The organism is Mycolicibacterium iranicum (assembly GCF_014190915.1).
GTDB classification, from domain to species: Bacteria; Actinomycetota; Actinomycetes; order Mycobacteriales; family Mycobacteriaceae; genus Mycobacterium; species Mycobacterium iranicum_B.
This window is the reverse complement of record NZ_JACHVU010000004.1, coordinates 451,349-465,138: the sequence shown is the minus strand read 5'-3', so window position 1 is coordinate 465,138 and position 13,790 is coordinate 451,349. Positions and strand designations below refer to the sequence as shown.

The following is a 13,790-nucleotide window of genomic DNA, read 5'->3' as shown; positions in this document are numbered from 1 at the left end:
TCTTCGCCCTGTTCGGCGTCATCCAGAAATGGGCGGAAAGGCTGTGACCGAGAACGTGATCGGGCTGGCGCTCGCCGCGCTGATCGCCGCCTTCCTCTTCGCCGCGTTGCTGTTTCCCGAGAGGTTCTAGTGAGCACCGACGTCGCCGGGATTCTGTTTCTCCTGTCGCTGGCCGTGGCGCTGGCCGTCGTGCATGTCCCCCTGGGGGACTACATGTTCCGGGTGTACACCTCGGGCCGGGACTCCCGCGCCGAGCGGCTCGTCTATCGCGCGATCGGTGCGGACCCCGACGCGGAGCAGACCTGGGGTGCGTACGCACGCAGCGTGCTCGCGTTCTCCGCGGTAGGTCTGCTGTTCCTGTTCGTCTTTCAACTCGTCCAGGGGAGGCTGCCGCTCGCCCTCCACGCCCCGGGCACGGAGATGACCCCCGCCCTCGCGTGGAACACCGCGGTCAGCTTCGTCACCAACACGAACTGGCAGGCCTACGCAGGTGAGTCGACGCAGGGTCATCTCGTCCAGATGGCCGGTCTGACCGTGCAGAACTTCGTCTCCGCTGCGGTCGGTATGGCCGTCGCGGTCGCTTTTGTGCGGGGCCTGGCGCGCCGCAGCACGGGCGAACTGGGCAACTTCTGGGTCGACCTCGTGCGCGGGTGCTTCCGAATCCTTCTGCCCCTGGCCGTCATCGGGGCGGTGATACTGATCAGCGGCGGCGTCATCCAGAACTTCGCCGTCCACGAGCAGGTGATCGGCACGCTGGCCGGAGCCACCCAGACCATCCCTGGCGGTCCGGTGGCCAGCCAGGAGGTCATCAAGGAGCTCGGCACCAACGGCGGTGGGTTCTTCAACGTCAACTCCGCCCACCCGTTCGAGAACCCGACCGCGTGGACGAACTGGGTCGAGATCTTCCTCCTCAGCATCATCGCGTTCTCGATGCCCCGGATGTTCGGCCGGATGGTCGCCAGCCCCAGGCAGGGATACGCGATCGTGGCGGTCATGGGTGTCCTTGCCCTGATCAGCGTGAGCCTCACGATGTTCTTCCAGCTTCAGGCGCACGGCACCGTGCCGACGGCAGTCGGCTCCTCCATGGAGGGTGTGGAACAGCGCTTCGGAGCGGCGGATTCGGCCGTCTTCGCGGCAGCGACGACCCTGACCTCCACGGGCGCGGTCAACTCGTTCCACGACTCCTACACCAGCCTCGGCGGCATGATGACGATGTTCAACATGATGCTCGGCGAGGTCGCGCCCGGTGGCGTGGGTTCGGGCCTCTACGGCATGGTGATCCTGGCGATCATCACCGTGTTCGTCGCCGGTCTCATGGTGGGCCGAACGCCGGAGTACCTGGGCAAGAAGATCACCCCTCGTGAGATGAAGTTCGCCGCAACGTATTTCCTCATCTCACCCCTGATCGTGCTGACCGGGACCGCCGCGGCGATGGCGATGCCGGGGCAGCGTGCCGCCATGCTGAACTCCGGACCACACGGTCTATCCGAGGTGCTCTACGCCTTCACCTCGGCTGCCAACAACAACGGGTCAGCGTTCGCCGGCCTCAGCGTGAACACCACCTGGTACAACACCGCACTCGGCATGGCCATGCTGCTCGGGCGGTTCCTGCCGATCATCGTCGCCCTCGCCCTCGCCGGCGCGCTCGCCAGGCAGGGCAGGACCCCCGACTCGCCAGGAACGCTGCCGACCCACCGCCCGCAGTTCGTGGGCATGGTCACCGGTGTGACGCTGATCCTGGTGGCCCTGACCTTTCTGCCCGCGCTCGCACTCGGGCCTCTCGCCGAAGGACTCCACTCATGACATCGACCACCATCGAGGGCGCGCACCGACAGCAGACGTCGCCGCAGCCGTCCACGCCGACGCGCATCGGGCTGCTCGATCCGGGCATGCTCCGCGCGTCCCTGCCTGCGGCGCTGCGCAAGCTCGACCCCCGCACGCTGTGGCGCAACCCGGTGATGTTCATCGTCGAGGTCGGTGCCGTGTGGAGCACGCTGCTCGCCCTCGTCGACCCGACGTGGTTCGCCGGGCTGATCGTGGTGTGGCTGTGGCTGACCGTGGTCTTCGCCAGCCTCGCCGAGGCGGTCGCCGAGGGACGCGGCAAAGCCCAGGCGGACAGTTTGCGAAAAGCCAAGACCGACACCACGGCACGCCGAATCACCCCCTCCGGAGGCGAGGAGGAGGTCGCCGCACCGCTGCTCCAGCAGGGCGACCTCGTCGTCGTCGAAGCCGGCCAGACCATCCCCGGTGACGGCGATGTCGTGGAAGGCATTGCCTCCGTTGACGAGTCGGCCATCACCGGCGAGTCCGCCCCGGTGATCCGCGAGTCCGGCGGCGACCGGTCAGCCGTCACGGGCGGCACCACGGTGCTCTCGGACCGCATCGTCGTCAAGATCACGCAGAAACCCGGAGACAGCTTCATCGACCGGATGATCGCCCTCGTCGAAGGCGCCCACCGACAGAAGACACCCAACGAGATCGCCCTCAACATCCTGCTGGCGTCGCTGACGATCATCTTCGTCTTCGCGGTCGCCGGACTGCAGCCGTTGGCCATGTACGCCAAGGCGGACAACCCCGGTGTCCCGGACAGTCTGGCGCTCAACGGAAACGGTGTCACCGGCATCGTGCTGGTGTCGCTGCTGGTGTGCCTCATCCCGACGACGATCGGCGCCCTGCTCAGCGCGATCGGTATCGCCGGCATGGACCGGCTCGTGCAACGCAACGTGCTCGCGATGTCCGGCCGCGCCGTCGAGGCCGCCGGCGACGTGAATACCCTGCTGCTCGACAAGACCGGCACCATCACGCTGGGCAACCGGCAGGCGGTGGAGTTCGTGCCGCTCCCGGGTGTCACGCCCGAACAGCTCGCCGACGCCGCACAGCTGTCGAGCCTGGCCGACGAGACGCCCGAAGGTCGATCCATCGTGGCCTTCGCCGAGCAGCAGTGCGGTGTCGACGGTCGGCGTTCGGGAGACGTGGACGACGCCACCTGGATCGAGTTCAGCGCCACCACCAGGATGTCGGGTGTCGACATCGCCGGACACCGGCTGCGCAAGGGCGCCACCAACGCGGTCGCGGAGTGGATGCGCACCGGAGGCGGCACCGTCCCCACCGAACTCGAGGTGATCGTCGAGGCGATCTCGTCAGCCGGCGGCACGCCGCTGGCCGTCGGCGAGATCACAGACGGCGCAGCGCAATTACTCGGCGTCATCCACCTCAAGGACGTCGTGAAGCCCGGGATGCGCGAGCGTTTCGACGAGATGCGCCGCATGGGGATCCGCACCGTGATGATCACCGGCGACAACCCGTTGACCGCCAAGGCGATCGCCGACGAGGCCGGGGTGGACGACTTCCTCGCCGAGGCCACACCGGAAGACAAGTTGGCCCTGATCAAGAAAGAACAGGCCGGCGGCCGGCTGGTCGCGATGACCGGCGACGGCACCAACGACGCACCGGCACTGGCTCAGGCCGACGTCGGCGTGGCGATGAACACGGGCACGTCCGCGGCCAAAGAAGCCGGCAACATGGTCGATCTCGATTCCGATCCGACGAAGCTGATCGAGATCGTCGAGATCGGCAAGCAGCTGTTGATCACCCGCGGGGCGCTGACGACGTTCTCCATCGCCAACGACATCGCGAAATACTTCGCGATCATCCCGGCGCTGTTTGTCGGCGTCTACCCCGGGCTGGAACTGCTCAACGTCATGCGACTGCACAGTCCGCAGTCGGCGATCCTCTCGGCGGTCATCTTCAACGCGATCATCATCGTCGCCCTGATCCCGTTGTCGCTGCGTGGTGTCCGGTACACCCCCGGCAGCGCGTCGAAACTGTTGAGCCGCAACCTGTCCGTCTTCGGGATCGGCGGCATCGTCGCCCCCTTCCTCGGCATCACAGCGATCGATCTGATCGTCCGACTCCTCCCAGGGATGTGAGCATGACACTGTCCACCGTCGTCCGCCAGCACTGGGCAGCACTGCGCGCGCTGCTCGTCTTCACCGTCGTGCTGGGGCTGGGCTACCCGCTGCTGGTGTGGCTGATCGCGCAGACACCGCTGCTGTCCGAGAAGGCGAACGGTTCGATCCTCCATGTCGCCGGCACGCCGGTGGGCAGCAGCCTCATCGGCCAGCTCTACACCGACGCCGAGGGCAACCCGCTGCCCCGGTACTTCCAGGGCAGGCCGTCGGCGGCCGGGGACGGCTACGACCCGCTGTCGACCAGCGCGAGCAACCTGGGTCCGGAGAGCATCGTCGACAGGCCCGACTCCCCCAGCCTGCTGACGCTCGTCTGCTCGCGCAGCCTCGCGGTCGGCCGGCTCGACGGCGTCGACGGCGCCCGGCCCTTCTGCACCGGCGGAGGCGTCGGCGCGGTGCTGTCGGTGATCGGGCCCCGCGACGCGACCGGCGTCGTCGCCCACCCGACCCGGGTCGTGAGCGTCAACGAACCGTGTGCGACCACCACCACCCCGTTCGTCGACACCTACGCCGGCGTCCGCGTCGAGTGCGCCGCACCCGGGCAGGACTACAGCGCCGGACAGATCGTCGCGGTGCGCGGCGCCGCGCCCGACGAGCCCGCCGTGCCCGCCGACGCCGTCACGGCCAGCGGCAGCGGCCTCGACCCCGACATCTCCCCGGCCTACGCCCAGCTGCAGGTCGAGCGTGTCGCGGCCGCCCGCGGCAAGGACCCCGAGCAGGTGCGTGCACTCGTCGCCGAGCACACCGAGGGCCGCACGCTGGGCTTCCTCGGGGAGCCACGGGTCAACGTGCTGGAGCTCAACCTGGCCCTGGACCGTCTGTGACGGCCGTGACATCCGTACGCGGTGGATGATGGGCACGTGAGACCGTCGGACCGCAAACGGGGTGAACTGCGCATCTACCTGGGTGCGGCACCCGGCGTCGGCAAGACCTACGCGATGCTCGGCGAGGCGCACCGCCGCCTCGAACGCGGCACCGACCTCGTCGCCGCGGTGGTCGAGACCCACGGCCGCACAAAGACCGCGGAGCTGTTCGACGGCATCGAGACGGTGCCCGCCAAGCTCATCGAGTACCGGGGTCGCAACTTCCCCGAGCTGGACGTCGACGCGGTCCTGCGCCGCAACCCCCAGGTGGTGCTCGTCGACGAACTCGCCCACACCAACGCACCCGGGAGCAGGAACCCCAAGCGCTGGCAGGACATCCAGGAGCTGCTCGCCGCCGGCATCACCGTGATCACCACCGTCAACGTCCAGCACCTCGAAAGCCTCAACGACGTCGTCACCCAGATCACCGGAATCGAACAGCAGGAGAAGGTCCCCGACGAGGTGGTGCGCGCCGCCGACCAGATCGAGCTGGTCGACATCACCCCGGAAGCGCTGCGGCGCAGGCTCGCTCACGGAAACGTGTACGGCCCCGAACGCATCGACGCCGCCCTGTCGAACTACTTCCGCGCCGGCAACCTGACCGCGCTGCGGGAACTGGCGCTGCTCTGGCTGGCCGACCAGGTCGACGCCGCGCTGGAGAAGTACCGCGCCGACAACAAGATCACCGCCACCTGGGAGGCCCGCGAGCGCGTGGTCGTCGCCGTCACGGGCGGATCAGAGTCGGAGACGTTGGTGCGCAGGGCGTCCCGAATCGCCTCGAAGTCGAGCGCCGAGCTGATGATCGTGCACGTCGTGCGCGGCGACGGGCTCTCCGGGGTGGCGGCGCCGCAGATGCACCGGGTCCGGGAACTGGCTGCCGGCATCGGGGCCACGCTGCACACCGTCGTGGGGGACGGCGCGGGCGGGGTGCCGGCGGCGCTGCTGGACTTCGCGCGCGAGATGAACGCCACCCAGCTGGTGATCGGCACCTCACGCCGGTCGCGGTGGGCTCGGATCTTCGACGAGGGCATCGGCGCTGCGGTGGTGCAGAACTCGGGCCGCATCGACGTCCACATGGTCACCCACGACGAGGCCCGCGGGCCGTCGCTGTGGCACCGGATCGCGCCCCGCGACCGGTACGTGCTGTCGTGGCTCGCAGCGGTCGTCGTCCCGGCGGTGATCTGCGCGATCACCGTGCTACTCGATCCGCTTCTCGGCATCGGCGGCGAGAGCGCCCTCTTCTTCATCGGGGTCCTGGTGGTCGCGCTGCTCGGAGGCATTGCCCCGGCGGCACTTTCGGCGGTGCTGTCGGGCTGCCTGCTGAACTTCTTCCTCGTCGAACCCCGGTACACGTTCACGATCTCCGAACCCGACAGCGCGATCACCGTCGTGGTGCTGCTCGCCGTCGCGGTCGCCGTGGCCGCTCTGGTCGACGGGGCGGCCAACCGCGCGCGTGAATCCCGTTCGGCCGCACGGGAAGCCGAGCTGCTGGCCCTGTTCGCAGGGTCGGTGCTGCGGGGAGCCGACCTCGACACGTTGCTGGAGCGGGTCCGCGAGGCCTACGGGCAACGGTCCGTCAGCCTCGTCCGCGGTGAGGCGCGCGGCGGCGACGTCGTGGGTTGCGCCGGAACGGATCCCTGCGTCACGGTCGACGAGGCGGACACCGCGATCGAGGTGGGCACCGAGTCCGACCCCGAGGAGTTCTGGCTCGTAATGGCCGGGCGCAAGCTCGCCGCCCGCGACCGCCGGGTGCTCGGGGCCGTGGCGAACCAGGCCGCCGGTCTCGTGCGGCAGAAGGAGCTCACCGAGGAGGCCGGCAGGGCCGACGCGATCGCCAGGGCCGACGAACTGCGAAGGTCCCTGCTGTCGGCCGTGAGCCACGACCTGCGCACCCCGCTGGCCGCGGCCAAAGCGTCCGTGTCGAGCCTGCGCAGCGACGACATCGACTTCTCCGCCGAGGACACCGAGGAACTGCTGGCCACCGTCGAGGAGTCGATCGATCAGCTGACGGCGCTCGTGGGCAACCTGCTCGACTCGTCCCGGCTGGCCGCCGGCGTCGTCCGGCCCGACCTGCGCACGGTCTATCTGGAAGAGGCGGTGCCCCGCGCGCTGCTCGGTATCAGCCACGGCGGCACGGGTTTACGCGCCGGGCTGGACCGAGTGAAGGTGGAGGTCGGCGGCACCGTCGCGCTGGCCGACAGCGGTCTGCTGGAGCGGGTGCTGGCCAACGTCGTCGACAACGCGCTGCGGTATTCGACCGACGGGCCCATCCGGGTGACGGCCGGGCGGATCGGCGACCGTGTGCTCATCGCCGTCGCCGACGAAGGCCCCGGCATTCGGCGTGGCGCCGAGACCGAACTGTTCGCGCCCTTTCAGCGCCTCGGAGACCAGAACACGGGCGTCGGTGTCGGACTCGGCCTCTCGGTGGCACGGGGCTTCGTCGAGGCCATGGGCGGGACCATCTCGGCGAACGACACCCCCGGCGGCGGCCTGACCGTCGAGATCGATCTGGCGGCGCCGCAGTGAACGCCGTCAAGACCCGGGTCCTCGTCATCGACGACGAGCCACAGATCCTGCGGGCGCTGCGGATCAACCTGTCGGTGCGCGGATACGAGGTGCACACGGCGGCGACGGGCACAGAGGCACTCAAGACCGCCGCCGACCACAAACCTGACGTGGTCATCCTGGACCTCGGACTGCCCGACATGTCGGGCATCGACGTGCTGGGCGGCCTGCGTGGCTGGCTGTCGGCGCCGGTCATCGTGCTCTCGGCACGCACCGACTCCTCCGACAAGGTCGAAGCGCTGGACGCGGGCGCCGACGACTACGTCACCAAACCCTTTGGCATGGACGAGTTCCTGGCCCGGCTGCGGGCCGCCGTGCGCCGGGGCGCCACCGCGGCCGAGACCGACGAGCCGGTGGTCGAGACCTCGTCGTTCACCGTCGACCTCGCGGCGAAGAAGGTCACCAAGAACGGCGCCGAGGTACACCTGACGCCGACCGAGTGGGGGATGCTCGAGATGCTGGTCCGCAATCGCGGGAAGCTGGTCGGCCGCGAGGAACTCCTCAAGGAGGTGTGGGGACCCGCCTACGCCAAGGAGACGCACTACCTCCGGGTGTACCTCGCGCAGCTGCGGCGCAAGCTCGAAGACGACCCGTCACACCCGGTGCACCTGCTCACCGAGGCAGGCATGGGCTACCGCTTCCAACAGTAACCCCCACGCCCCCGCTGCTCGCCACGCCCCTGATCGCCACGCCCCCGTGCGCCGAACTGAGGTTCCAGGCTGTGATCGCGGGCGATTCAACGACCGGGAACCTCAGTTCGGCGAAAAGTGGGGCGGGCGAAAAGCAGGGCGGGCGACGAGCCGGGCGGGTCAGCGGGCCGGGAACTCCTCGGCGACCGCAATCAGCTTGGCTCGCACCAGCTGTGGCTGCTCGTCGAGGATGAAGTGCCCGCCGTCGACGACCTCGACCGTGTAGTCGTCGGCGCGTGCGGTCTCGGCAGAAGCCAGATCCGGGTGGATCGCGGTGTCCTCCCGGCCGAACAGCACGCGCGTCGGCACCGTCGACCTGCGCCGCTCGCCGTTGCGCACCGCCGCCGGGATCTCGCGGGTCAGGAACGTCCGGTACGTGTCGCGGGCCGTGCGCGCCACCGCCGGGTCGCGGAAGCGCTCGGCGTACACGCGCACCGTGTCGCGGTCCAGCTTCGGGGCCGCCACGCGGAACACGACCTTCTCCAGGTACGGCGTGCGCCGCTGCAAGGGCACGCCGATCGAGGCCACCACCGGCTGGTACAGCATGAACCGCCACAGGTGCGGCGCCATCACCTTCGGCGGCACCCACGGGTGCGCGATGTTCAGCGCCAGATAAGCGTCGATGCGCTCGGGGATACGCAGCGCCAACAGGTGCCCGATGTAGCCGCCCCAGTCGTGGCCGACCAGCAGGAAGCGGTCCAGCCCGAGCGCGTCGGCGAGCGCCACCAGATCGGTGACGACGTCCTCTTTGGCCCACCGGTGCGGCGGCGGACCGGACCAGCCGTAGCCGGGCAGATCGGGCACGATGATGCGCAGGCCAGGCGGGGGGTCGGCGAGCAGGTCGCGGTACGCCCAGTGGTGCTGCGGCCAGCCGTGCAGGGCGAGGACGGGCCTGCCGTCCTCGGGCCCCGCCTCGGTCACGTGGAAGTCGATCCCGTTGACGGTGACATGGCTGCGGCGCACCCCTCCGATTGGCGGGGGTTGGTTCGTCATGGCCCTGAGACTAATCGGAAAGGTCTACGGTGCTGATATGTCCGGGTACCGCGACCTCTTCGATGCCAGCATCAACGACCCCGGGGCCTTCTGGGCCGATGCCGCGACGGCCGTGACCTGGACCCGGGCCCCCGAGCGCATCCTCGACGACAGCCGGCCGCCGTTCTACCGCTGGTTTCCCGACGCCGAACTGAACACGTGCGCCAACGCGCTGGACCGTCACGTCGAGGCCGGCCGCGCCGAGCAGCCCGCCCTCATCTACGACTCGGCCGTCACCGACACCAAGCGCGTCTACACCTACGCCCAGCTGCTCGACGAGACATCCCGCTTCGCCGGGGCGCTGCGCAAGCTCGGGGTGGGCAAGGGCGACCGCGTCGTCATCTACATGCCGATGATCCCCGAAGCCGTGATCGCGATGCTGGCATGCGCCCGGCTGGGCGCCGTGCACTCGGTGGTGTTCGGCGGATTCGCCCCCCACGAGCTCGCCGTGCGCATCGACGACGTCCGCCCGACCGTGATCGTCTCCGCCTCGTGCGGGATCGAACCGAGCCGAGCCGTCGAGTACAAGCCGATGCTCGACGCCGCGATCGGCATGAGCGAGCATCCGCCCACGCATTGTGTTGTGGTGCAACGTGATCGGCTGCGCTGCGAGCTGGTCGAGGGTCGCGACCTGGACTGGGCCGACGTGATGGCCGCCGAGAACGGCGCCGAGCCCGTGGCGCCGGTGCCCGTGGCGGCGACCGACCCGCTCTATGTCCTCTACACCTCCGGCACCACCGGCAAGCCGAAGGGCATCGTCCGCGACAACGGCGGGCATGCGGTCGCGCTGCTGTGGAGCATGCGCCACATCTACGACATCGCGCCGGGCGACGTGTTCTGGGCCGCCTCCGACGTCGGCTGGGTGGTCGGCCACTCCTACATCGTCTATGCCCCACTGCTGCTCGGCGCCACCACCGTGCTGTACGAGGGCAAGCCGGTCGGCACGCCGGACCCCGGTGCGTTCTGGCGGGTCGCCTCCGAGCACGGCGTCAAGGCGTTGTTCACCGCGCCGACCGCGATCCGCGCGATCCGCAAAGAGGACCCCGAGGGGCGGTACCTGCACGGTCCGGAGGCCGACCACGACCTCTCCCGGTTGAAATATCTGTTCCTCGCCGGCGAGCGTCTGGACCCCGACACCTACCACTGGGCCGCCGAGAAGCTCGGCATCCCGGTCGTCGACCACTGGTGGCAGACCGAGACCGGCTGGCCGATCGCCGCCAATCCGATGGGGACCGAACAACTTCCGATCAAGGCGGGCTCCCCCACCGTGCCCATGCCCGGGTACGACGTGCACATCCTCGACGAGCAGGGCCACGACTGCGCCCCCGGGCAGGAAGGCGCGATCTCGATCAAGTTGCCGCTGCCACCCGGCACGCTGCCCACGCTGTGGAACGCCCAGGACCGCTATCAGGCGGCGTACCTCACCGAGTACCCCGGCTATTACCTGACCGGCGACGGCGGCCACGTCGACGAGGACGGCTACCTGTTCGTCATGGGCCGCATCGACGACGTCATCAACGTGGCCGGCCACCGGTTGTCCACCGGGGCGATCGAAGAAGTGCTGGCCACCCACCCGGCGGTCGCCGAATGCGCCGTGATCGGCGTTGCCGACGAGATCAAGGGCCAGGCCCCGCGGGGTCTCGTCGTCGTCAAGTCGGGCGCCTCGACCGAGGGCCTCTGCGAGGAGCTGGTCCAACTGGTGCGCGACGAGATCGGCGCGGTCGCCGCATTCAAACTCGTCGACGTCGTGCCCGCGCTGCCGAAGACCCGCTCGGGAAAGATCCTGCGCAAGACCATGCGCGGGCTGGCGGCCGGGCGGGACGAGCCGGTGCCGTCGACGATCGAGGATCCATCGGTGCTCGACGCGCTGAGGCCGATCCTGCGCTCCTGACCGGTGTTACGCGCCGCCCAGGATGGGTATCTCCCATTCACACACGTCAATAAGCGACGTGAAGGAGGCGCGAATGTCCACAACCCCGAAATACATGGCGGTGCAGGGTGCCGCGCTCATCGTCGCCGTCGTGCTGCTCATGCTCGGCGTCCTGGGGTTCATCCCGGGCATCACGTCTGACCTCGACAATCTGAGCTGGTTCGGGCAGCGGTCGGGCGCCCTGCTTTTCGGTACGTTCGCCGTCTGCGCAGTGCTGAACATCGTCCATATGGCCGTCGGCGCCGCAGGCTTCTTCTTCGCGCGCACGTACGCCGGAGCGCGGGCCTACCTGCTCGCCGGAGGCGCGCTGTATCTGGGGCTGTGGCTCTACGGCATCCTGGTGGAATTCGGCAGCAACGCCCACGTCATCCCCCTCAACACCGCCACCAACTGGCTGCACCTCGGCCTGGGCGCGGTCATGACACTGCTGGCCGTCACGCTGGCAGGTCAGCACGACCCCACGAAACGGCGGCCCCGGCTGCGCCGCGCAGCATCGCACTGAGGGGCGACCGCTCAGCCCAGGGACAGGGCGATGCCGTCGAGGATGTCGTGCTCACTGACCACCAACTCGCTGATGCCGGCCCGCTCCCCCAGTAAGGCGGCGAGCTCCTGCACGATCAGCGCGCCGCCGCCGATGACGTCGACGCGGCCCTCATGCATGGGACCCAGCACCGCGCGTTGTTGACGGGTCATCGCCAGCAGTTCGGCGCACACGGGCAGCAACTCGTCGAATCCCACCCGGGACAGGTGGATCGCGTCCGAGTCGTAGGTCGTCATCTTGTGCGCGAGCGCCGCGAGCGTGGTCATCGTCCCGGCCACCCCCACCCAGGTGCGTGCCTGCTCGACCGGAACCACCCGCAGCGCCTCCCCCAGCGCGTCCCGCACCACCGACCGCGCCGCGTCGATCTCGTCCTCGGTCGGGGGATCCGAACGCAAGCAGCGCTCCGTGAGGCGCACACAGCCGATGTCGGCGGAGTAGCCGGCGACGACGTCGTCGGAGCCCAGGACGACTTCGGTGGACCCGCCGCCGAGGTCGACGACCACGAACGGCGCTGCGGCAGAGTCGAGTTCACCGACCGCGCCGCGGAAGGACAGCTCGGCTTCCTCGGTGCCGGTGATGACCTCGGCCACCGTGCCGGGAACGACGGCTCCGAGCACCTCCGACGTCATCGCGAAGAACTGCTCGCGGTTGGCCACGTCGCGGGCTGCCGAGGTCGCAACCATCCGCACGGCGCCGACGTCGTGACGGCGCATGAAATCGGCGTAGGCGGACAGCGCGGACTGCGTGCGCGACAACGCGTCCGGGGCGAACTCGCCGGTCGCGTCGACGCCCTGGCCGAGGCGCACGATGCGCATCTCGCGGTGCACGTCCTGCAGGCGGCCGTCGGCCACGTCGGCGATCAGCAACCGAATCGAGTTGGTTCCGCAGTCGACCGCCGCAACCCTGTTCACGCTGTCCACACCTTCCTGTCGAGAATTCCTGCCATCGCGGGTTCGGCGGCCAGCACGGCCAGCGCCTCATCTCCGAAAGGGTTGAGCCCCGGGCCTTTCGCCAGCGAGTGGGCGATCACCACGTGCAGGCACTTCACCCGGTCGGGCATGCCACCGCCCGAGAACGTCGTGCCCAGTGGTTCGATCGCGTCCCGCTCGGCCAGAAACGATTCGTGCGCACGCCGGTACTGTGCGGCCAGTTCGGGGTCGGCGGCCAGACGGTCGGTCATCTCGCGCATCATCCCCGAGGACTCCAGGCGGCTCGCCGCGGCCGTCAGCGCCGGATGGGTCAGGTAGTACAGCGTCGGAAACGGCGTTCCGTCAGGCAGTTTGGGTGATGTCTTGACGACCCCGGGTTCGCCGTTGGGGCAGCGGTAGGCGATCTCGAGCACGCCCCGCGGCTCGCGGCCCAACTGCCGCGCCACCGCTTCGAGATCCGACGGCTCAACCACCGGGCTGGGGCGCACCGGGTGCGAGGGGCTCGGGCGCGCCGGGTGACCCCGGCGGCATGGGTGGGGCGGTCGGCGTGCCTCCGTGCGGCGCCTCGGCGATGGTGTGCCACAACGCCGTATACCAGGGATCGGTGCTCTTCGACTCGGTCGGATCGTCCACCGGCGCCCCCGGCTGGGTCGCGCCGGGAGGAAGTTGCACCTGGTACGGAATTTCTCCGGGCATCACGAACCCCAGCCGCTCCCGGGCCTGCGCGGCGATGAACACCGGGTCGGCCAGCTTGGCCTTCTGCTCTTCGAGCTCCGAGATCTGTTCGCGCAGTTGCGCTTCGCTGGCCTGAAGCTGCTTCATCTCGGTGCGTTGCCCGAAGTAGGTGCGCACCGGCCCGGCGATCGTCAGCGTCAGCACGCAGATGACCGCGGCCAGGATCGCGGCCCGGCGCGCCGCGGAGCCGAAACGCTGTTCGGCGGCCGCCTCGGCCGAGGCGACGATGGATCGGCGGATCGAACCGCCGGCGTCCCCGTCCTCGAGATCGACGAACTCGGCGTCCTCCACCGGGCCCGACAGTGCCTTCGATCCGGCCGCCTTCGATCCGGCCGCCTTCGATCCCGCCGCGGACTCGGCCGCCTTCGCTTCGATGGCCTTCGGCTCCGAGGAGCCCCGGGTGTCGCGACGCGACGACGTGCGCGGCTTGCCCCGCGCACCGTCGCCCGGCCTGCCCGGACGGGAGGCGGGGGCCTTCTTGGCCCGCGCATCCCCTCCGGAACGCCGCTTCGGATCAGGCCGTTTCGCTTCGGGCACG

The 13,790-nt window shown here is 69.5% G+C and carries 12 protein-coding genes; 8 read left to right on the top strand and 4 right to left on the bottom strand.

Going from position 1 to position 13,790, the window contains the following annotated elements; all coding sequences use genetic code 11:
• The first annotated feature begins 28 nt into the window (after positions 1–28).
• The 6 genes from FHR72_RS12575 to FHR72_RS12550 are packed head-to-tail and all read left to right on the top strand — an operon-like array spanning position 29 to position 8,046.
• Positions 29–130, top strand: coding sequence for a potassium-transporting ATPase subunit F (locus FHR72_RS12575; RefSeq protein ID WP_183468299.1), 102 nt, complete (start codon positions 29–31; stop codon positions 128–130).
• Entirely contained in the window at positions 130–1,803 is a 1,674-nt protein-coding gene (gene kdpA / locus FHR72_RS12570; RefSeq protein ID WP_183468297.1) for a potassium-transporting ATPase subunit KdpA, read from the top strand. Before FHR72_RS12575 ends, kdpA begins: the two co-directional genes overlap by 1 nt.
• Positions 1,800–3,929 (top strand): potassium-transporting ATPase subunit KdpB, encoded by a 2,130-nt coding sequence (kdpB, locus tag FHR72_RS12565; RefSeq protein ID WP_183468295.1) that lies wholly within the window; start codon positions 1,800–1,802, stop codon positions 3,927–3,929. Before kdpA ends, kdpB begins: the two co-directional genes overlap by 4 nt.
• A gap of 2 nt (positions 3,930–3,931) precedes the next feature.
• Complete coding sequence (locus tag FHR72_RS12560; RefSeq protein ID WP_183468293.1) at positions 3,932–4,792, top strand: potassium-transporting ATPase subunit C; 861 nt, start codon at positions 3,932–3,934, stop codon at positions 4,790–4,792.
• 21 nt (positions 4,793–4,813) lie between these two features.
• Complete coding sequence (locus FHR72_RS12555; RefSeq protein ID WP_183468292.1) at positions 4,814–7,357, top strand: DUF4118 domain-containing protein; 2,544 nt, start codon at positions 4,814–4,816, stop codon at positions 7,355–7,357.
• Complete coding sequence (locus tag FHR72_RS12550) at positions 7,354–8,046, top strand: response regulator (RefSeq protein ID WP_183468290.1); 693 nt, start codon at positions 7,354–7,356, stop codon at positions 8,044–8,046. Before FHR72_RS12555 ends, FHR72_RS12550 begins: the two co-directional genes overlap by 4 nt.
• A gap of 159 nt (positions 8,047–8,205) precedes the next feature.
• On the opposite strand, the gene FHR72_RS12545 is transcribed toward FHR72_RS12550, so the two are convergent.
• Positions 8,206–9,078, bottom strand: a complete 873-nt coding sequence (locus FHR72_RS12545; RefSeq protein ID WP_183468288.1) for an alpha/beta fold hydrolase — start codon at positions 9,076–9,078, stop codon at positions 8,206–8,208.
• A gap of 37 nt (positions 9,079–9,115) precedes the next feature.
• Here FHR72_RS12545 and FHR72_RS12540 point away from each other — a divergent pair, with 37 nt between their 5' ends.
• Positions 9,116–11,008 (top strand): propionyl-CoA synthetase, encoded by a 1,893-nt coding sequence (locus FHR72_RS12540; protein WP_183468286.1) that lies wholly within the window; start codon positions 9,116–9,118, stop codon positions 11,006–11,008.
• A gap of 73 nt (positions 11,009–11,081) precedes the next feature.
• On the top strand, positions 11,082–11,549 hold the full coding sequence (locus FHR72_RS12535) for a DUF4383 domain-containing protein (RefSeq protein ID WP_183468284.1): 468 nt from the start codon (positions 11,082–11,084) through the stop codon (positions 11,547–11,549).
• Positions 11,550–11,560: 11 nt separating this feature from the next.
• Here the strand turns inward: FHR72_RS12535 and FHR72_RS12530 are convergent, their stop codons facing one another.
• From FHR72_RS12530 to FHR72_RS12520, 3 genes are read right to left on the bottom strand one after another with little or no spacing between them, the layout of a single operon-like run.
• Positions 11,561–12,499 (bottom strand): Ppx/GppA phosphatase family protein, encoded by a 939-nt coding sequence (locus tag FHR72_RS12530; RefSeq protein ID WP_183468281.1) that lies wholly within the window; start codon positions 12,497–12,499, stop codon positions 11,561–11,563.
• Positions 12,496–12,990: a DUF501 domain-containing protein gene (locus FHR72_RS12525; RefSeq protein ID WP_183468279.1), complete on the bottom strand. Its 495-nt coding sequence runs from the start codon at positions 12,988–12,990 to the stop codon at positions 12,496–12,498. The genes FHR72_RS12530 and FHR72_RS12525 overlap by 4 nt, the downstream gene beginning before the upstream one ends.
• On the bottom strand, positions 12,983–13,789 hold the full coding sequence (locus FHR72_RS12520; RefSeq protein WP_183468278.1) for an FtsB family cell division protein: 807 nt from the start codon (positions 13,787–13,789) through the stop codon (positions 12,983–12,985). The genes FHR72_RS12525 and FHR72_RS12520 overlap by 8 nt, the downstream gene beginning before the upstream one ends.
• Between the last annotated feature and the right edge of the window lies 1 nt (position 13,790).